This window comes from Dyella sp. OK584, from assembly GCF_057787755.1.
The window spans coordinates 3695794-3714796 of record NZ_CM173542.1; the positions used below are offsets into that span (position 1 = coordinate 3695794).

General features: G+C 63.1%; 20 protein-coding genes. 5 read left to right on the forward strand and 15 right to left on the reverse strand.

What is annotated here, in order from left to right:
- Positions 1–68: 68 nt before the first annotated feature.
- On the forward strand, positions 69–1517 hold the full coding sequence (locus AC3CBN_RS16700) for an amino acid permease (RefSeq protein WP_488634112.1): 1449 nt from the start codon (positions 69–71) through the stop codon (positions 1515–1517).
- A 470-nt stretch (positions 1518–1987) separates the two neighbouring features.
- Here AC3CBN_RS16700 and AC3CBN_RS16705 read toward each other — a convergent pair whose 3' ends face one another.
- Entirely contained in the window at positions 1988–2320 is a 333-nt protein-coding gene (locus AC3CBN_RS16705) for a high-potential iron-sulfur protein (RefSeq protein ID WP_488634113.1), read from the reverse strand.
- A gap of 166 nt (positions 2321–2486) precedes the next feature.
- Between AC3CBN_RS16705 and AC3CBN_RS16710 the strand changes: the two genes are divergently transcribed.
- The 4 genes from AC3CBN_RS16710 to AC3CBN_RS16725 all read left to right on the forward strand — a co-directional run bounded on the left by AC3CBN_RS16710 (position 2487) and on the right by AC3CBN_RS16725 (position 5685).
- Complete coding sequence (locus tag AC3CBN_RS16710) at positions 2487–3134, forward strand: methylthioribulose 1-phosphate dehydratase (RefSeq protein WP_488634114.1); 648 nt, start codon at positions 2487–2489, stop codon at positions 3132–3134.
- A complete protein-coding gene (locus AC3CBN_RS16715) occupies positions 3131–3697 on the forward strand; it encodes a 1,2-dihydroxy-3-keto-5-methylthiopentene dioxygenase (RefSeq protein ID WP_488634115.1) in 567 nt (188 codons plus the stop codon). Before AC3CBN_RS16710 ends, AC3CBN_RS16715 begins: the two co-directional genes overlap by 4 nt.
- Before the next feature lie 251 nt (positions 3698–3948).
- Positions 3949–4635, forward strand: coding sequence for an acireductone synthase (gene mtnC / locus AC3CBN_RS16720; protein WP_488634116.1), 687 nt, complete (start codon positions 3949–3951; stop codon positions 4633–4635).
- Positions 4636–4653: 18 nt separating this feature from the next.
- The gene (locus AC3CBN_RS16725; protein WP_488634117.1) at positions 4654–5685 is read left to right on the forward strand and encodes a C13 family peptidase; all 1032 of its coding nucleotides are present in this window, start codon (positions 4654–4656) and stop codon (positions 5683–5685) included.
- Positions 5686–5695: 10 nt separating this feature from the next.
- On the opposite strand, the gene AC3CBN_RS16730 is transcribed toward AC3CBN_RS16725, so the two are convergent.
- The 14 genes from AC3CBN_RS16730 to AC3CBN_RS16795 form a co-directional block, all read right to left on the reverse strand.
- Complete coding sequence (locus tag AC3CBN_RS16730; RefSeq protein ID WP_488634118.1) at positions 5696–6814, reverse strand: sulfate/molybdate ABC transporter ATP-binding protein; 1119 nt, start codon at positions 6812–6814, stop codon at positions 5696–5698.
- A gap of 9 nt (positions 6815–6823) precedes the next feature.
- Entirely contained in the window at positions 6824–7687 is an 864-nt protein-coding gene (gene cysW, locus AC3CBN_RS16735) for a sulfate ABC transporter permease subunit CysW (protein ID WP_488634119.1), read from the reverse strand.
- Positions 7684–8508, reverse strand: a complete 825-nt coding sequence (cysT, locus tag AC3CBN_RS16740; protein ID WP_488634120.1) for a sulfate ABC transporter permease subunit CysT — start codon at positions 8506–8508, stop codon at positions 7684–7686. Before cysT ends, cysW begins: the two co-directional genes overlap by 4 nt.
- 4 nt (positions 8509–8512) lie before the next feature.
- Complete coding sequence (locus tag AC3CBN_RS16745; protein WP_488634121.1) at positions 8513–9514, reverse strand: sulfate ABC transporter substrate-binding protein; 1002 nt, start codon at positions 9512–9514, stop codon at positions 8513–8515.
- Positions 9515–9640: 126 nt separating this feature from the next.
- Positions 9641–11044, reverse strand: coding sequence for an FAD/NAD(P)-binding protein (locus AC3CBN_RS16750; protein WP_488634122.1), 1404 nt, complete (start codon positions 11042–11044; stop codon positions 9641–9643).
- 350 nt (positions 11045–11394) lie between these two features.
- Positions 11395–12027: a bifunctional phosphoribosyl-AMP cyclohydrolase/phosphoribosyl-ATP diphosphatase HisIE gene (gene hisIE / locus AC3CBN_RS16755; protein ID WP_488634123.1), complete on the reverse strand. Its 633-nt coding sequence runs from the start codon at positions 12025–12027 to the stop codon at positions 11395–11397.
- Between the two features lie 74 nt (positions 12028–12101).
- Positions 12102–12872 carry an imidazole glycerol phosphate synthase subunit HisF gene (gene hisF / locus AC3CBN_RS16760; RefSeq protein ID WP_488634124.1) on the reverse strand — a complete coding sequence of 257 codons (771 nt, stop codon included), beginning with the start codon at positions 12870–12872 and terminating at the stop codon, positions 12102–12104.
- Complete coding sequence (gene hisA, locus AC3CBN_RS16765; RefSeq protein ID WP_488634125.1) at positions 12866–13594, reverse strand: 1-(5-phosphoribosyl)-5-[(5-phosphoribosylamino)methylideneamino]imidazole-4-carboxamide isomerase; 729 nt, start codon at positions 13592–13594, stop codon at positions 12866–12868. Before hisA ends, hisF begins: the two co-directional genes overlap by 7 nt.
- Positions 13591–14181 carry an imidazole glycerol phosphate synthase subunit HisH gene (gene hisH / locus AC3CBN_RS16770; protein ID WP_488634126.1) on the reverse strand — a complete coding sequence of 197 codons (591 nt, stop codon included), beginning with the start codon at positions 14179–14181 and terminating at the stop codon, positions 13591–13593. Before hisH ends, hisA begins: the two co-directional genes overlap by 4 nt.
- Positions 14181–15245, reverse strand: a complete 1065-nt coding sequence (hisB, locus tag AC3CBN_RS16775) for a bifunctional histidinol-phosphatase/imidazoleglycerol-phosphate dehydratase HisB (RefSeq protein WP_488634127.1) — start codon at positions 15243–15245, stop codon at positions 14181–14183. Before hisB ends, hisH begins: the two co-directional genes overlap by 1 nt.
- The gene (hisC, locus tag AC3CBN_RS16780; protein WP_488634128.1) at positions 15242–16348 is read right to left on the reverse strand and encodes a histidinol-phosphate transaminase; all 1107 of its coding nucleotides are present in this window, start codon (positions 16346–16348) and stop codon (positions 15242–15244) included. The genes hisB and hisC overlap by 4 nt, the downstream gene beginning before the upstream one ends.
- Positions 16345–17652, reverse strand: coding sequence for a histidinol dehydrogenase (hisD, locus tag AC3CBN_RS16785; RefSeq protein ID WP_488634129.1), 1308 nt, complete (start codon positions 17650–17652; stop codon positions 16345–16347). Before hisD ends, hisC begins: the two co-directional genes overlap by 4 nt.
- 28 nt (positions 17653–17680) lie before the next feature.
- Positions 17681–18574, reverse strand: a complete 894-nt coding sequence (gene hisG / locus AC3CBN_RS16790; RefSeq protein WP_488634130.1) for an ATP phosphoribosyltransferase — start codon at positions 18572–18574, stop codon at positions 17681–17683.
- Positions 18571–18906, reverse strand: a complete 336-nt coding sequence (locus AC3CBN_RS16795; protein ID WP_488634131.1) for a YerC/YecD family TrpR-related protein — start codon at positions 18904–18906, stop codon at positions 18571–18573. Before AC3CBN_RS16795 ends, hisG begins: the two co-directional genes overlap by 4 nt.
- Between the last annotated feature and the right edge of the window lie 97 nt (positions 18907–19003).

Genomic DNA, 19003 nt, shown 5'->3' on the forward strand with positions numbered 1-19003 from the left:
GCCTAGTGCCGGCCCTCTCGTTTCGACCGAGGGCGATACCGTCGCCTTCCGCTCCACCAGGTTGACGCATGCTCAAACAGCTATTCGCCCGCAAGACCGACTTCTCCGACGCCGACGACGCCTCCCACGGACCTACCCTGCGCCGCACGCTCGGCCCCTGGGGTATCACCGCACTCGGTATCGGCGCCGTCATCGGCACCGGCATCTTCGTGGTGACCGGCCAGGCAGCAGCGGAACACGCAGGCCCCGCGGTGCTGATCTCCTTCATGCTCGCGGCGATCTGCAGCGGCTTCACAGCGCTGTGCTACGCCGAATTCGCCACGCTGATCCCGATCTCGGGCAGTTCCTATTCGTATGCCTACGCCACGCTCGGCGAACTGGTGGCGTGGTTCATCGGCTGGAACATGGTGCTGGAATACGGCATCTCCGCGTCCGCCGTGGCAGCCAGCTGGACCGGCTATTTCACCAGCCTGCTCGATCACATAGGCATTCATCTGCCGGAGGCGTTGACGGCTGCGCCGCTGGCGTTCACCGACGGACATCTGGTCGCTACCGGCCATTTGATGAACCTGCCCGCCGTGGCAATCGTGATGGCACTCACCGCACTGTGCTATGTCGGCATCCGCGAGTCGGCAGGCCTCAACGTGCTGATGGTGGCGCTCAAGGTGGGCCTGATCATCATCGTAGTGGTCGCCGGCTATCGCTATATCGACCCGGCAAACTGGCATCCCTTCATTCCCGCCAACGAAGGCCAGGGCAAGTACGGCTGGTCCGGCATCATGCGCGGCGCCGCGATGGTGTTCTTCGCCTATATCGGCTTTGAGGCGACATCCACAGCCGCGCAGGAATGCAAGAATCCGCAGCGCGACCTGCCATTCGGCACGCTGGTATCCCTCGTGATCTGCACAGTCCTGTATCTCGCGATGGCAGCCGTGCTGACTGGCCTGATTTCTTACACCCAGCTGGGCACCAGCGAACCGGTGGTTACTGCGATCAGGAACCATCCGGAGCTTGGCTGGCTGCGCCTGGTGGTGGAGATCGGCGCGATGATCGGTCTATCGTCGGTGATTCTGGTGATGATCATCGCGCAGCCGCGCATCTTCATGATCATGTCGCGCGACGGCTTGTTGCCGCCGGTGTTCAATCGCATCCATCCGAAGCACCGCACGCCGCATATCAACACGGTGATCACAGGCATCGGCATCGCCATACTGGCTGCGATATTTCCGCTGGATCTCCTCGCCGACCTCACCTCCATGGGCACGCTCATCGCGTTCGTGGCGGTGTGTGCGGGCGTGCTGATCCTGCGCTATACGGCGCCACAGCTGCACCGAGGTTTCCGCGTGCCGTGGGCATGGCTGATCTGCCCCGCGGGTGTGCTGAGCTGCCTGGCCTTGCTCGGTGCCATGGCGTGGTTCAACTGGCTGCTGATGATCATCTGGACGGTGATCGGACTGGCGATCTATTTCGGCTACGGCCTTCGTCACAGTCGGCTTCACCGCCGAATTGGTCAATAAATCAGCGATATTCGCCGAATTGACTCAAATTTCGGCGAAATTGCAAAATCAGGCATGCCGCATCCGGCATAACGAATTGCCTGCACCTGGCTGTCATTCGTGATCCATAGTCTCGAATTATATTGCAACTGCTTGTTTTTGTTGATTTTAACGAGACTTTTTCGATAATAATTTGAGGCCGCCCAGCCCCAAACTCACCCTCCAGGAGTATCATCTGTGCTCCGTGGGTTGATCACTTGGCAGTGGGCCCCGGATTGCCGCCCGGCGCGTCAGGCGGGTCAGCTCCTCGGCCTGACGCGTCTGGGCAGCATCTTCTACTCGCCGAGTTCTTCGGCTTGAGTTTTGTCTTTCGATGCTTGTGCGATGCGCGATTCATTCGCGCTTCGCCATGCGCGTCCCGCGATCACACTCATCAAAAATGCGAAGGCCGGCATCATGGCCGGCCTTCGGCAACACGAAGTAGAGAATGCTCAGGCTTTCTTGACAGCGTGCGAGACGCACCAGCCCTTCGGATTGACAGACTTGCCCGGGAACAGCTGGCATGGGCCGAAGCCGCTCGCCCCGCCCTGATAGAACTGGCAGTTGACGCAGGTATCGCCTGCTTTGCGCTTGGCATCAGCCGTCTTGCTGGCATCTTCGACATAGCCCAGCGCTTTGGCCGTCGGATCCGACTCAGCAAGGTGCGGCAGATCCGCAGCGCGCGCGAAGCGTGGCAGGCCACCGATCACGACAGCGGCGGCAGCAGTCCCGGCTGCGGCCTTGAGAAAGCGGCGACGCGATTCGATATCTTTATCATGCGACATTTGGTCCAAGCTCCGTCTGTATAAACATCTGCATCCGCCACGCCCGTGGCGAATCTACGCCGGATGCTACTCGTCTCGCGAATAAGTCGTGAGAACGAATCGCATTTTCGCCGTGGACGTAGAGGCAGCGTGATATAGTTTCATCTCGTTTGGACGTCCATACCTTATGAGCCAGATTCTTCCTGCCACCATTTCACCCGAACTGTTCGCGCAGCGGGCTGATGCCATCGCCGAGGCCGCGCGAGAACTCGCCGCGGCCGGGTGGACGCCGGCCACGAGCAGCAATTTCTCCATGCGTCTGGACAACGACTTTGCAGCCATCACCATCTCCGGGCGTGACAAGGGCAAGCTGGGTCGTGATGACATCATGGTGATCGACATGCAGGGCAAGGCCGTGGGCACCCCGGCACGACCCAGCGCGGAAACCGACCTGCATACGCAGATCTATCGCCGCTTTCCCGAGATTGGCGTAGTGCTGCACACGCATTCACGCACGCAAAGCGTGGCTTCGCGCCTGTTCGCGCGCGACGGCGTGGTGAAGCTCGAAGGCTGGGAGCTGCAGAAGGCGATCGCCGGCCAGACCACCCACGACAGTGAGCTGGCGATTCCGGTATTTCCGAACACCCAGCACATGCCTGAACTGGTAGCGCAGGTGGACGAGTGGCTCGATACGGGTCGTCCGCTGCATGCCTATCTCATCAATGGCCACGGCATCTATACCTGGGGCCGTGACATGGCCGAAACGCGCCGCCATCTGGAGGCGCTGGAATTTCTGCTCGGCTGCGAACTTGATCTTCGGAGGTTGTCTGCATGAGCCGTCTGCGCATCTTCAACGACACCCAGCCACAGGCTCCGCTGTCCGTGCATACCGAGCACGCTGACATAGCGAACGAACTGGGAAAGGTCGGCGTGCGTTTCGAGCAATGGGAGGCTAGCCAGCCCATCGCGCCGGGCGCCAGCCAGGACGAAGTGATCGCTGCCTATCGCAGCGATATCGACCGGCTGATGTCGCAGGAGGGTTATCAGGCGGTCGATGTGATCAGCCTTACGCCAGACCATCCGGATCGTGCAACCTTGCGCCAGAAGTTCCTCAGCGAACACACCCACAGTGAAGATGAGGTGCGCTTTTTTGTTGCCGGTGCCGGCCAATTCACCTTGCATCTGGGTGGCAAGGTCTACGACATATTGTGCGAACAGGGCGACCTGATCGGCGTACCCGACAACACCCGCCACTGGTTCGACATGAGCGAGTCACCCTACTTCGTGGCGATCCGCTTTTTCACCAACAAGGAAGGCTGGGTCGCGCAGTTCACCGGTGAGGATATTGCCGAGCGTTTCCCGCGCATGGTGCCGCATACGTCGGCTGCGGCGGCTTAAATACCCGGCGCCGGAAAATAGCCTGCCGTCCCGAGAAACGCCAGGAAACAGCGCTCTTGCACAGTGCAGCAAAGCCACTGGATTCCAGCTTTCGCTGGGATGACGGCGCTTCGGTATCGAGCGGGGCATTGGATTCCCTGGCTCTGCCCTTGGTTTCGGGTATCGGCCACATAAAGCCTTACGCCTTTTCCCCTCCCCTCTAAACCCCGCCGCGGGTAAGCTTGTGGTCCCCTGCACCCCGGCTTTCCCGCATGACCGTCATCCGCGCCATCGTCACCGACATCGAGGGCACCACCAGCTCGATCAGCTTCGTCAAGGACGTGCTGTTTCCGTATGCGCGCAAGCGTCTGCCCGCCTACGTGGAAACTCATGGCGATACGCCGGAAATACAGCATTGGCTACACGAGGCGGCCAAGGAGGTCGGCATTATCGAGGCGCCACGGCAGGACGTGATCGAGCTGCTGCTGCGCTGGATCGACGAAGATCGCAAGTCCACGGCGCTCAAGGCGCTGCAGGGCATGATCTGGAAAGACGGCTATGAGAACGGTGAGTTCCAGGCCCATGTCTATCCGGAGGTCTCTGCCAGGCTGCATGCATGGCGCGCCGATGGTCTTCACCTGTATGTCTACTCATCGGGTTCGGTGCCGTCCCAGAAACTGTTCTTCCGATACAGCGAAGCCGGTGATCTGACACCGCTGTTCGCCGGCTATTTCGACACCGAGACGGGCCCCAAGCGCGAGCGTGCCTCCTACGAGAAAATCGCAGAAGCCATCGGCGAGCAGCCCGGCCACATCCTCTTCCTCTCTGACATTGTGGAGGAGCTGGACGCCGCGGAGACGGCGGGCCTGCGCACCGGGTGGCTGCTGCGCGCGCCGCTGACGATACCTGACGCACCACGACATCCGGCTTACCGCGATTTCGACGGCATCATTCTCTGACCTGTGCGGAATTTCGCCATGCGTACCGCTCTGACCGCCTTGCTCGCCTTCGCAGCCGGTGTGTTGCTCATGATGGGGCTCGCGCACCACACCCCGCCTGCTGCCGAACCCACCGCCGCCAGCACCCCTGTTGCGGTACCGGCGACGGTGACGGCTCCTGCCGAGGCCGAACCCGGTGATGACCAAAGCGCGGCGTCGGACAACTGGCCACAGCAGGCGCCATCGCCCGAGCAGGTGATGTACGCGCAACGCGGCATGGTCCGCAAGGCGCTGGCTGAACTGGGCCCGCGCGTGGCCGGGCGTCCCAACCTCTATGTGCTTGCGTTCGGCGCCGACGGCGGCCAAGACGTGTTTCGCAACGAGGCCGAATACACCGCAAAGCTGTTTCCCCAGCGCTTCGGTGCAGGGACGCATGTTCTGGTGCTGGAGAACAATCCGGGCACGCTGGAGCAGCGTCCGTTGGCGAGCTGGAGCAACCTGGAAACAGCGCTGGATGGTTTCGCCGATGTGATGAAACCGGACGAGGACATTCTGCTGCTGTACCTCACCACCCATGGCGACGAAGACCATAACTTGCTGGTCGACATGGATCCGCTGCCGCTGGACCAGATCGGTGCGCCAGATCTGGCTGACATCCTCAACAAGCGCCCGTTCAAGTGGAAAGTAGTGGTGGTGAACGCCTGCTACTCCGGCGGGTTCGTGCCGTCTCTCCAGGGCGCGGGCACCCTCGTGATCACCGCGGCGCGCGCGGATCGCAGCTCATTCGGCTGCGGCACCGATTCGGACATTACCTACTTCGGTCACGCCTGGCTCGTCGACGCGCTCAACCGTACACCTGACTTCATGGAAGCTTTCCACCAGGCCTCCGGCGAGATTGCGCAATGGGAAGCGAAGGACAAGCTCACCCCGTCGGAGCCCCAGATGAGCGCGGGCGCTGGCATTGCCGACCAGCTGGCTCTGTGGCGCCGGCATGTAACACCGGGACCGGCGACAGCATTCAAGCCGACCCTGCCGCTCGCCGCGCCTGCCCATCCCGCGGATACGCGTTAGACACGCCCTTTCAGGCGGGAACCGGGCTCCTCGCGTGCCAGATCCAGCGCTCCTGGTTGAGCGTGGCGCCCTTCCCGTCCTTCGGGAACAGCACGGCACTGCGAGGCGCCACGCGCAACTCCATGCCGGCATGCAGGCCCAGCCTCGACAAATCTTCGCTGGCAATATCCGCTTCCAATGTCTGGTCCAGCGAACCAATATAAAGTTCGAGATGCGCCACACTGCCTGCGAGATAGATGTGCCGCAGCCGTGCTTCCCATCCCGGTTGGGATGGCGGAACCGCCAGTCGCAACTGCTCCGGCCGCACATACGCTAACGCTTCGGCAAACTGGCCCTGCCACGGGTCGCCGTCGGGCATCCATCCGCCAGCGGCAAAACCCATGGCGTTGCGTCGCACGCTAACCCGGTTGACCTTGCCGATGAACTCGCACACGAAGGGTGTCGCGGGCTGCTGGTAGATGACCTCGGGCGAGCCGACCTGTTCGACGCGGCCGTTGTTCATCACGGCGACACGGTCGGCCAGCTCCAGTGCTTCCTCCTGGTCGTGGGTCACGAAGACCGTAGTGAGTTCCAGTTCCTCATGCAGCTCGCGCAACCAGCGCCGCAGCGTGACGCGAACCTGCGCGTCCAGTGCACCGAACGGCTCATCCAGCAACAGCAGATCGGGTTCCACCGCCAGCGCGCGGGCCAACGCCACGCGCTGACGCTGCCCTCCTGACAGCTGCGAGGGATAGCGACTGCCCAGTCCTTCCAGTTGCACGCGTCGCAGCAGGCGATCGACCCGCTCGCGGATTTCCACACGGGAGGGACGCTTCCGCCATGAACGCACACGCAAGCCGAATGCGATGTTCTCGATCACGGTGAGGTGCCGGAACAGCGCGTAATGCTGAAACACCATGCCAATCTTGCGTTCACGCGCGGGTGTGGCCAGGAAATCCTGTCCGTCCTTGTCCACACGGCCGTTGTCCGGGCAGTCCAGGCCAGCAAGGATGCGCAGCAAGGTGGTCTTGCCCGATCCGGAAGGACCAAGCAGCGCCAGGAACTCTCCGGGAGCGATCGTCAGGCTGACGTCGTCTAGCGCCTGGTATTCGGCGAAACGACGATTCAGACGGGACAGTTCGAGCGTCATGCCACGTCCTCAATGACCGCCGGGCGCATGTGCGGCGATCTCGTCACCATAGCGCCATTCCAGCAGGGTTTTCACCGCCAGAGTGACCAGCGCCAGCATGGCCAGCAGCGAAGCGACCGCGAAGGCACCCACGTAGTCGTATTCGTTGTAACGCATCTCCACTTCCAGTGGCATGGTGGTGGTAAGCCCCCGGATATGGCCTGACACAACGGACACCGCACCAAACTCGCCCATGGCGCGGGCATTGCACAGCAACACGCCATACAGCAGTGCCCAGCGGATATTGGGCAAGGTGACGCGGAAGAACATCTGCCAACCGCTCGCACCGAGCACGCGTGCGGCTTCTTCTTCCTCGCTGCCTTGTGACTGCATCAGCGGTATCAGCTCGCGCGCCACGAACGGCAAGGTGATGAAGATCGTCGCCAGCACCAGGCCCGGGACAGCGAAGATGATCTTCACGCCGTGCACTTCCAGCCATGGACCGAACCAACCCTGCGCGCCAAACAACAGCACATAGACCAGGCCCGAGATCACCGGCGACACGGAAAACGGCAAGTCGATGAGCGCACCAAGCAGCGCCTTGCCGCGAAATTCGAAACGCGTCATCGCCCAGGCGGCGGCGACGCCGAATATCACGTTGAGCGGCACGGCGATGACCGCCACGATGAGCGTCAGGCGAATGGCTGCCAGCGCCTCCGGCTGCCGGATAGCCGCGACATAAGGCATAACGCCCTGACGGAACGCCTCCACGAAGACCGTGGCCAGCGGCAACAGCAGAAACAGCACGAGAAAAACCACCGCAGCCAGGATCAGCGCAACATGCGCTGCACGGCGTGGCCAACCAACCGATCGCGAAGTTATCCGCCCATTCATGACGCACGCTCCGCCCAGCGATTGCTCCAGCGTTGCAGCAACGCCACGATCACCAACAAGGCGAACGAAAGCAGCAGCATGACCGCGCCGAGGGCCGCGGCACCGGCATAGTCGAACTGTTCCAGCTTCTGCACGATCAGCAGCGGCGCAATCTCCGAATGCATCGGGATATTGCCCGCGATAAAGATCACCGAGCCGTATTCGCCTACGGCGCGTGCCAGTGCCAACGCGAAACCGGTAAGCAGCGTGGGCGCCAGCATCGGCAGTATCACGCGGAAGAAGGTCTGCCAGCGCCGGGCGCCCAAGCTCTCGGCAGCCTCCTCCACATCGCGCTCCAGCGATGCCAGCACCGGCTGCAGCGTACGCACCACGAACGGAAACCCCACGAACACCATCGCCACGAACACGCCGATTGGCGTGTAGGCGACCTTGATGCCCAATGGTTCCAGCCACCTGCCAAGCCAGCCGTTCGGCGCATACAGCGTCGTAAGCGCGATGCCCGCGACCGCCGTGGGCAGCGCAAATGGCAGATCTACCAATGCATCGAACAACCTACGTCCCGGAAAGCGATAGCGCACCAACACCCAGCCGACCAGCAGGCCGATCACCGCATTGATGAGCGCGGCCAGCACAGCGCCGCCCAGACTCAGTCGCAACGCTGCCAACGTCCTTGGCCCGGACAACAAACGGATCAACCCATCGATACCGATGCCAGACGCCTTCCAGGCCAGCGCCGCCAGCGGTAGCAGGACGATCAGCCCCAGATAGATCAGCGCGTAGCCGAGGCTGATGCCGAAACCTGGAAGCACCTGCCGTCGCATCGGCTCAGTTTCCCGCGCCTAACTGGTCGAAGATGGCGCCTTCGTTGAAGAACTTCGCCTGAGCCTGGCGCCAGTTGCCAAACACCTCGTTGATGGTGAAGGTATGGGTAGCCGGAAACTGGCTTGCATAACGTGCAGCGACGTTCGGCGAACGAGGCCGGTAGTAGCTCTTCGCAGCAATCTCCTGCCCTTGCGGCGAATAAAGGAACTGCACATACGCATCCGCGACGGCACGCGTACCGTGCTTGTCTGCATTCGCATCGACCACGGCCACCGGCGGCTCGGCCAGGATGGTGATGGACGGCACCACAATCTCGAACTTGTCCTTGCCAAGCTCCTGCCGCGCCAGCAGCGCCTCGTTCTCCCAGGCAATCAGCACATCACCGATACCGCGCTGGACGAAGGTGTTGGTAGCACCGCGCGCGCCCGTGTCGAGCACCGGCACGTGCGTGTACAACTCCTTCACGAACGTTTTGGCGGTGACATCGCTGCCGCCCGGCTGCTTCAACGCGTAGCCCCAGGCGGCCAGGAAATTCCAGCGCGCACCACCGGAAGATTTCGGATTGGGCGTCACGACCTGCACGCCCGGACGCACCAGGTCCGCCCAGTCCTTGATGCCCTTGGGGTTGCCCTTGCGCACCAGGAACACGATGGTGGACGTATACGGCGAAGCATTGTTGGGCAGACGGCGCTGCCATTCCTTCGACAGCAGGCCATGATCGGCGATGGCATCGATGTCATAGGCCAGCGCGAGCGTCACCACGTCCGCCGGCAGGCCATCAACCACGGAGCGCGCTTGCTTTCCCGATCCACCGTGCGACATCTGCACGGTCACATTGTCGCCATGCTGCGCCTTCCACTGCGCGACGAAGGCGCTGTTGACCTGGCGATAAAGCTCCCTGGTGGGATCGTAGGACACGTTGAGCAGCGTGACATCCTTGGCTGCCACCGCCGCGGTGAGCAGCATGCCAACAGCGGCAAGCAGGACAGGGATGAACTTCTTCATGACGCCTCCTGCGGATGATGTGACGACGAGACTATCGCCCGGTTGCACAGCGGCATAATCGCAATATGGCATAACCTCATGGCCTGGCCATGCGCAAAATCAGCGCGCCGCCAACACCTATCCGCTTCATGGTCCCCCACCGACACTGTCACGCGAGGCGGTGGAAGTGCCGCTGCGCGCCAGCTGAACCGCCAGGCGATGAGCCGCCGTCCGTATTTCGGGCATGGCGGTGCATTCCCACAGGTTTCCACGCAACAACGACCCGATCGCATGCAGACCGGGCTGCGGTTCGCCAGCGGCGCCAAGCAGCTGACCATCGGGCCGCGCCAGCACGCCCAACTGCAAGGGATCGGCCACGGCCAATCCATCGCGCAGCAATTGCGACAGCAGGTCATGCGCACCGTACGCTACGGCCGTATCCAATCCGGTAGCCTGGATCACCAAGTCCGCCTCGAGCGTGCTGACGAGCTGTGTCGCCCGCTCGCGCAACGTCACCTGCAGCGGTGACGTGCCATCGACATCCAGCACACGCGCGGCATGCACCTGCAGACGTCCCTCCTCCTGCAACTGGTGGATCACCTCGCCAGTGGTTGGCGCCATGCGATGACGCGATGCTTCCCATATCCAGCGCGTGTGCTGCAGAAACTGGCGACGCTGCAGATGACTCAGCCGCTGCCACACCAGTGCATTGATCGGGCGCATGCCATCGATGATGCTGCGCCAGTCCGTTTCCGGCGAAGCGTCGATGGCCCGCCGCACCAGGCGCAACATGGGTACCACACCGTCGCAGGCGAGCAATGCCTGATTGAGCTCGTCCTGCCGTGGATACTGACCAAGCGGCAGCGCTGAATGCGTGAACGGCCACAAGCCATGCCGGGACACGGCGACGAGTTCGGCGTGCGGCCATTGCACGGCCGCTGAAATTACAGTGTCGACGGCGGTGAGCCCGGTACCGATGACGAGCACGCGGCGCGGCGGCTTGGGATGCCGGTCCAATCGCCATGGGTCAAGTTCGTAGGCCCCACCCGCGAGCGCCGTGGTCGACACCGTGCGCAAGGGACGCTGCGTCAGAGCGCCCACCGCCAGCACGACATGGCCAACCTCAAGCCAGCGGCCAGCCCCCACACGCACGGCATAACCGTCCTCGCCACGGGGAACAATTTCACGCGCGCTCTCGGGGTGAATACGAAAACTGCGTCCGGCACGACGTGCCGCATCGATGCGTGCGCCCACCTGCGCCTGGATGAAATCGCCGAACAGCCGGCGCGGCAGAAAGTCGGTGCCCCTCACCTGCCCCAACTGACGTGAAGCGTGCTGAATGAAATCATCGCGGTGTTCCTGAAACACCCCCATGCTGGCCGCCCGCACGTTGAGCAGATGCCTGTCGTCGCGTGTACCGTAGGCCACACCACGGCCTGGCGCATGCTGGCCGACGATCCAGTGGATCGTGCCCGCATCGAATTGCGCCAGCAGCTCTCCAAAAGCGGCCGCCCCCGCCGCACCACCACCGATCACCGCGATATCAGCCATAACTCGCTCCTCGGACTGCGGACACGACGCCGTGCGATCTGCCAATGGCAGGTCACCCAGCATCCATCCTCTTGCCAGAAAACGTTGGTGAAAGCAGCCCTCACACTGGAAGGCGTTACCGGGAAATCGACACCATCAAAAAGCACGGCCCTGCACTTGCGGGCCCGTCTCGCACACCTGCGTTGAGCAAATCGACGCCACTGGCATAGCGGTACCCCGAGATGTCTGCGTGCCCGATACAGAATCAATCACAGTCGCCGTTAAGGCGGCGCTAGCCTTCAGTCGACTTGCTGGTGGCCTTATTCCCGGGAGGTTATGAGGGGCAGCGCAACAACGCGGTCAATGCTCCCTCAACGCGCGGTGCGCACCGCGTGCCTTTCAGCCAGCACCGTTGCAACGTCCGAGAGGCCCAAGCCACGGGCACGCAATGTCACCAGAAGGTGAAACACGAGGTCGGCAGCTTCGCCGAGCAAGGCTTCGTCATCCTGCGATACGGCGGCAAGCGCGGTTTCCACGCCTTCTTCACCGACCTTTTGCGCGATGCGGCGAATGCCGCCTTCGAACAGTTGGGTTGTGTAGCTACCCGGCGGACGCTCGGCTTCCCGCTTCGCCACCAGGGCATCCAGTTCGGCAAGAAAACCCGACAACGGGCGCACATCATTGCCAAAGCAACTGCTGGTGCCCTTGTGGCAAGTGGGGCCGTGAGGTTCGGCGAGCGCGAGCACGGTGTCCGCATCGCAATCCACACGGAGCGACTTCAACGCCAGCACGTGACCGGACGTTTCGCCCTTGGTCCACAGGCGCTGTTTGCTGCGACTGAAGAAAGTCACCAGCCCGGACGCTTGTGTCTTCGCCAGCGCTTCATCATTCATGTAGCCCAGCATCAACACTTCACCGGTCAGCCAGTGCTGCACGACCACGGGAAGCAAGCCATCACCCTTGGACCAGTCGAGTTGTGAAGGGTCGAGATTAGTCGTGGTCATCTGGTTTCCTCGCGAAGGGAAACGAATGCGAGAGACAGCGTACTCTCTCGTCTTCCGCTACCCGTCATTCGTTTTCAAAGCCTGATTACGATGCCCCAGGCCGCCAGCGTCTGTTTCAACGCGGGGATTGCGATGGCGCCCGAGTGGAATACGGAGGCGGCCAGCGCACCGTCCACATCGGCTTGTGCGAAGGCATCGCGGAAGTGCTCGATGACACCTGCCCCACCGGATGCAATCAACGGTACCCGGCAAATGGCGCGCACGGCGGCAAGTTGTTCAAGGTCATAGCCTTGGCGCACACCATCGCTGCCCATGCAATTGAGCACGATCTCACCGGCACCGCGCTGCTGCGCTTCGACCACCCAGTCCAGCGTGCGTCGCGGCAAGGCTTGTGTGCGGGAAGGATCGCCGGTGTATTGACGTACACGCCATTCACCATCGGCATCGCGCAGGCTATCCACGCCCGCCACCACGCACTGCACGCCGAACGCGGCAGCCAATTCGTCGATCAATTCGGGGCGCTCAAGCGCCGGTGAGTTCACCGAGATCTTGTCGGCGCCGGCATGCAGCACGGCCCGCGCTTCGTCCACACTGCGAATGCCGCCGGCGACACAGAACGGGATATCGATCACCCGCGCCACGCGCTCGACCCAGCTGCGGTCCACACTACGCCCCTCCGGGCTGGCGGTGATGTCGTAGAACACCAGCTCGTCCGCACCTTCATCGCGATAGCGAAGAGCCAGTTCCACGATTTCGCCCATCACGACGTGGTCGCGAAAGCGCACACCTTTCACGACTTTGCCCTCTCGCACGTCCAGGCAGGGAATGATCCGGCGGCTCAGCATGCCAGTGCTTCCTCAAGGCTGAAGCGCCTCTCCAGCAGTGCGCGCCCGAGAATGACGCCGAGGGCGCCAGCTTCGCGGGCCGCGCGGATATCCTCCAGCGAGCGCACGCCGCCGGAGGCCTGTACCGCAAGTGACGGCACAGCCGTGGCGAGGTAGCGATACAGTTCGAGGTTGAAACCCGCGAGCATGCCGTCGCGCTGGATATCGGTGCACAGCAGATGTTTCGCACCATGCTCGGCATACCACGGAGCAAGGTCGTCCAGCGTGCGCGATTCCGTTTCGGTCCATCCGGCGCTGGGCAGCGTCCACGCGCCATCGCGTTGCAAGGTATCCAGTGCCGGAGTAAATCGGTCGGCACCATACGTTTTGAGCCAGCCAGCAACCAGCTCCGGTTCGCGGATCGCCAGGCTACCCACGACCACACGCGTTACGCCGGCGCCGAACAGCCGCTGCACGTCTGCCTCGGATCGCACGCCGCCGCCCGCCTGAATGCGCATGCCATCGCTGGCAATCGCCTCGATCACCGCAAGATTATCGAGGCTGCCGGCGCGCGCGCCGTCCAGGTCCACCAGATGCAGCCAGTGGGCCCCGGCCTGGGCGTAATCACGCGCCAGGTTGCGAGGGTCAAAGTCGTACGTGGTCTGCTGCGCGTAATCGCCTTGCTTGAGGCGCACCACACGGCCGCCGCGCAAGTCGATCGCAGGAATGACGGTGAAGCTCATAGTTCGAGGAAGTTCTTCAGCAGGCGAGCGCCAACCTTGGCGGAGCGCTCGGGATGAAATTGCATACCATGGAAATTGTCACGCGCGATCACGCAAGCGAACTCGCCGGCGTAGTCGGAGCTGGCCAGCGCGTAAGCACCCATAGGCACGGCGTAGCTGTGTACGAAATACGCCCAGTCCTGTTCGCCCAACCCGCGCAACAAGGGATGTTCGCGCTGGCGATGCAAACGGTTCCATCCCATGTGCGGCACACGCAGCCCAGGCTGTTCGACAAAACGGTGCACGGTGGCAGGTACCAGCCCGAGACAGTCCGTGTCGCCCTCCTCGGAGCGCTCGCACAACAGCTGCATGCCAAGGCAAACGCCCAACACGGGCTGGATGAGCGAGCGCATCAGGTCCACCAGCCCCAGCTCCCGCAGGCGCGCCATGCCCGGCCCAGCGGCACCCACGCCCGGCAGGATGACCTTGTCGGCAGCACGAATGGTCGCCGCGTCGGAGGTCAGCGCCGCATCGACGCCAAGCCGCTGCAATGCATAGCGAACCGAGCCGATATTCGTGCCACCGGCATCAACCAGTACCACGCTCACTACAGCGCTCCCTTGGTGCTCGGCAGCTCGCTTCCTTCGCGATGGATCGCCTGCCGCAGTGTACGTGCCACCACCTTGAAGCAGGCTTCCACCATGTGGTGTGCATTGTCGCCGTGCACGCTCAGGTGCAGGTTCGCGCCCAGCGTCTCGCACAGCGATCGGAAGAAGTGCGGCACCAGTTCGGTAGGCACATCGCCCACGCGCTCGCGCGGAAACTGCCCTTCGAACACGAAGTATGGCCGCCCGGAAAGATCGAGTGCGGCGCTGGCATGCGACTCGTCCATCGGCAAGGTGAATCCGTAGCGCGCGATCCCACGCTTGTCGCCCAGTGCCTGCCGCAGCGCTTGCCCGAGGGCGAGCGCGCAATCTTCCATGGTGTGGTGTTCGTCGATATGCGTGTCGCCATCGCAGCGAAGCACCAGCGCGAAACCGCCATGCTTGCCGATCTGCTCCAGCATGTGATCGAAGAAGTTAAGTCCCGTGTGGATCTGCGGATCAGCCGTCTTGTCCAGGTTCACGCTGACGGTAATGCGCGTCTCGCGCGTGTTTCGCTCCACCGTGGCCATGCGCGGCGCGTCAAGCAGCTGGTGCGCGATCTCGTCCCAGCTCAGTCCTTGGGCGCCCACGCGAAAGCCGCGAACACCCATGTTGGCGGCGAACTGCAGGTCGGTTTCGCGATCGCCGACCATGGCGGACGCCGCGCGGCTCCAACCATCATCGGCCAGGTAGTGGCGCAGCATGCCGATGCCTGGCTTGCGGGTATCCTTGCGCTCATGCAGGAAGCTTCGGTCGATCAGCACCTCGTGCACACGGATGCCTTGCGAGGCGAGGATTCGCATCAGCAGTTCGTGCGGCCCCGCAAAACCCGCCTCCGGAAAACTGGCCGTGCCCAGACCGTCCTGATTGGTCACCATCACCAGTTCGTAACCGGCAGTCACGCAACGCTGCAGCGCCCCGATGACGCCAGGCAACAAGGCGAACTTCTCGTAGCTGTCGATCTGGAAATCTTCAGGCTCCTCGATGAGGCAGCCGTCGCGATCGATGAAAAGTATCTTTCGGCTCATGCTCTTTTACCTGATGCCGATCCAGCAGCTGACGTCACGTTGTCCATGGCCAGATCCTTCAGTACGGCGAGAACGCGATCGTTCTCCACCGGCGTCCCCATGGTGATCCGCAGCGCGTCAGCAAGCCGTGGGTAGCGGCGGACGTCACGCACCACGATGCCGGCCTCCAATAAACGCTGATACACCGCTGCCGCATCGTCGAAACGCACGGCAAGAAAATTGGCCTGGGAAGGCAACACTTCGCGCACGCCCGGCAACCCGGTCAGGGCGACGGCCATTCGTGAGCGTTGCGTGCGGACGACCTCGATGTGCTGGCGTGCCTCTTGCTGGCCTTGCGGCGACAAGGCTTCCAATGCCAGCGACACGCAGGGCCGCGGCAGCGGGTACGGCGCGATGATGCGGCGGAGCAGCGCGATCACATCCTCGTTGGCAAGCAGCGTACCGATGCGTGCGCCGGCCAGTGCCCAAGCCTTGGACAGAGTACGAAGTACCGCGAGGTTGTCATGGTGATCGATCAGCGTCGCCACGGTCGCCGCATCGGCGAACTCGACATATGCCTCATCCACCACCAGCAGCGCACGGCCGTACAGTGCTTGCGCGAGGCGCTCGACCTGAGCCTGGGTCACCAGCTGTCCGGTCGGATTGTTGGGTGTGCAGACGAACACCAGTTTCACTGCCGGGGTCAGCGCCGCAAGCACGGTATCCACGTCAAGCGAAAAGTTTTCCGCCAGTGGCACCTCGACAACCGCCGCGTTCTGGATACGGGCACTGACAGCGTACATGCCGAAGGTGGGCGGCTGGATGGCGATGGCGTCCTCGCCGGCGCGGCAAAAGGCACGCACCAGCAGATCAATGGCCTCGTCGCTGCCGCGTCCCACCAGCACCTGCGCCGGGCGTACGCCATAGAGTGCAGCCAGCGCGTCGATAAGTTCGCGTGGTTGCGGGTCGGGATAGCGGTTGCAACCCAGCTCGTGATCACCGGGCGGCGCCCACGCAGACTCATTGGCGTTGAGCATGATCTTGCCGCCGCTGGCCTCCATGCGTGCGGAGGAATACGGCTGCATGGCGCGAATCTCGGGGCGTGCGAGGTCAAGCACGCTCATGCTGCATCCTCCAGCGCTGCCAGGCGCAGCGTAACGGCGCGGCGATGCCCCTCGAGCTGCTCGGCTGCCGCCAGTATCGCGGTGCAAGGGCCGATGGCGCGCAAACCATCGGCGGACAACTCCTGCACGGTGATCTGCTTCTGGAAGCTGGCCACGGATACGCCGCTGTAGCTGCGCGCGTAGCCATAGGTTGGCAGGACATGGTTGCTGCCGCTGCAATAGTCACCTACCGATTCGGGTGTCCATGCACCGAGGAATACCGAGCCAGCGCTTTCGATGCCATACAGCAAGTCGCGCGGTTCGCGAACCTGCAAAATCAGATGCTCGGGCGCGTAACGGTTGCTAACCTCGACAGCTTGCTCCAGCGAAGACACCTCGATAAGGCGACTCTGCAGCAAAGCCTTCTCCGCAATGTCGGCACGCGGCAAGGCAGCGCACTGTCGTACAACCTCGCCTTCGACAGCATCGAGCAGCGCCACGGAAGGGCTCAGCAGGATCACTTGCGAATCCGGGCCATGCTCCGCCTGAGACAGGAGATCGGCGGCGACGAAGACAGCGTTGGCCTCGTCATCGGCAATCACCAGTACTTCCGATGGGCCGGCCGGCATGTCGATGGCGGCACCATCCGGGTCGGCAGATACCTGCAATTTGGCTTCGGTAACCCAGGCATTGCCGGGACCGAACAGCTTGTCGCACTTGGGCACGGATTCGGTGCCGTAAGCCATTGCGGCAATCGCTTGCGCACCACCAAGCTTGAATACCCGGTGCACGCCGGTAAGGCGCGCGGCGTAGAGCACCGCTTCGTCACAGCGGCCGTCGACGCGCGCGGGTGAACACAGTACGGCCTCGGCGCATCCGGCAATGCGCGCCGGCACGCCCAGCATCAGCGCGGTAGACGGCAACGGCGCGCTGCCTGCCGGCACGTAGAGCCCTACGCGCTTGATCGGTCGCAGCACGCGTTCCACCCGCACGCCGTTGGCGGTATCCAGCGCTACCGGTTGCGGTGCAGCGGCGCGATGGAATGCATCGATGCGCGAGGCGGCCTCTCCGATGGCGGCCTTCAGTTCCGGAGTCAGGCGGGCTTCCGCATCGCGAAACTCCTGCTCCGTCACTTCGATAGTGTCCAACGTCGCGCGGTCAAAGCGCGCGCTCAGTTCACGCAATGCCGCGTCGCCATCTGCCCGTACGCGGGCGACGATCTGTTCCACGCCACTACGCAAGCTCTCTGCACGCGATTGCGCAGGTCGTGACAGTGCTTCGCGCTGTCCGACACCATCCAGTGCATTCCAGTTGAGGCGGTTCATGCGGTTCTACCTTTTCGTCCTGCCTGCATCACGCAAGCATCTTCTCGACCGGCAGCACAAACATCTCGCGCGCTCCGGCCTTCTTGATCTCTTCCAGCTGTCGCCAGCTCACTTCGCCTGCGCACAACGCCTGCAACATCAGCTGATCGGGCTGGCCAGCCACGGGCAGCAGGGTCGGCTGCGGGCCTCCTGGCAACAAGCGGATGACCGCATCCAGCGCACTACGCGAGGTCTGCAGCAGCAGCAGGCGCGACTCGCGCACCTGGATCACGCCATCGAGGCGCTTGAGCAGCAGGTCGATCATGTCGCCGCGCTCGTCCGTGGGCAGCGCCCGCGGCCCCGCAAGCACGGCCTCGCTCTCCAACAGAACCTCAGCCTCTCGCAACTGGTTGGCCACCAGCGTGCCGCCGCTCTGCACCAGATCGCAGATGGCATCGGCGGTGCCCAGGCGCGGCGCGATCTCCACCGAGCCGGCCAGTGTCACCACGCCCGCTTCCACGCCGTGCGTGCGCAACCATTCGCCGAGCAAGCCCGGATACGACGTGGCGATGCGCTGGCCCTGCAGCTGCAAGGCGTCTCGGTAATCGAGCTCCTGCGGCACCGCGATGGACAGCCGGCAGCGCCCGAAACCCAGCGATCGCCATTCGGCCAGCGCGGGGCCGTCGCGGCCTGCAGTGAGCTGGTATTCGCTGAGCACGTTGCGACCCACGATGCCCAAGTCACACACGCCCTGCGAGATCAGCCCCGGAATGTCGTCGTCGCGCACCAGTAGCAGGTCGACCGGTTCGCCCTCACCGAAGCAAAACAGTTTGTCGCGGCTCTGGCGAAAGGTGAGCCCGCAACGGTTGAGCAGTTCAAGAGCGGGCTCGGTGAGCCGGCCGGATTTTTGCATCGCGATACGAAGTCGGTCGCGCGGTTTCATGCCTTGGCCTTCTTGCTGGCCGCCCGGCGACGAGCGGCACGGGCGGCGGCAGCGAGGTACCCGCCGCTGCCCTGGTTGAGAAAACGCGCCACACGCCCGATGGTGGTGATGCTCACTGCGGTCCGCTCATGGATCTCGCGATAGGAGATGCCGTCGAGCAGAAAAGGCACCACGCGCCAGCGGTCCACCAGCACCTCCAGCTCGGCTGGCGTGCACAGGTCATGCAGGAAGGCCGACATTTCCTCGGCGTTCTTCAGCGACAGCAAAGCCTCGCAAAGACTGAGCTCGGCGGACTCGGCGGGGGTCTCGGGATCGATCGATCTACGCTTCATAATGTACTAACGCATTAATACAATGGATCGCATCATACGCAACGTGACGCGACGCAGCAAGCCATGGGCAGCGCCCCTCCCAAGGAACGGTTAATCC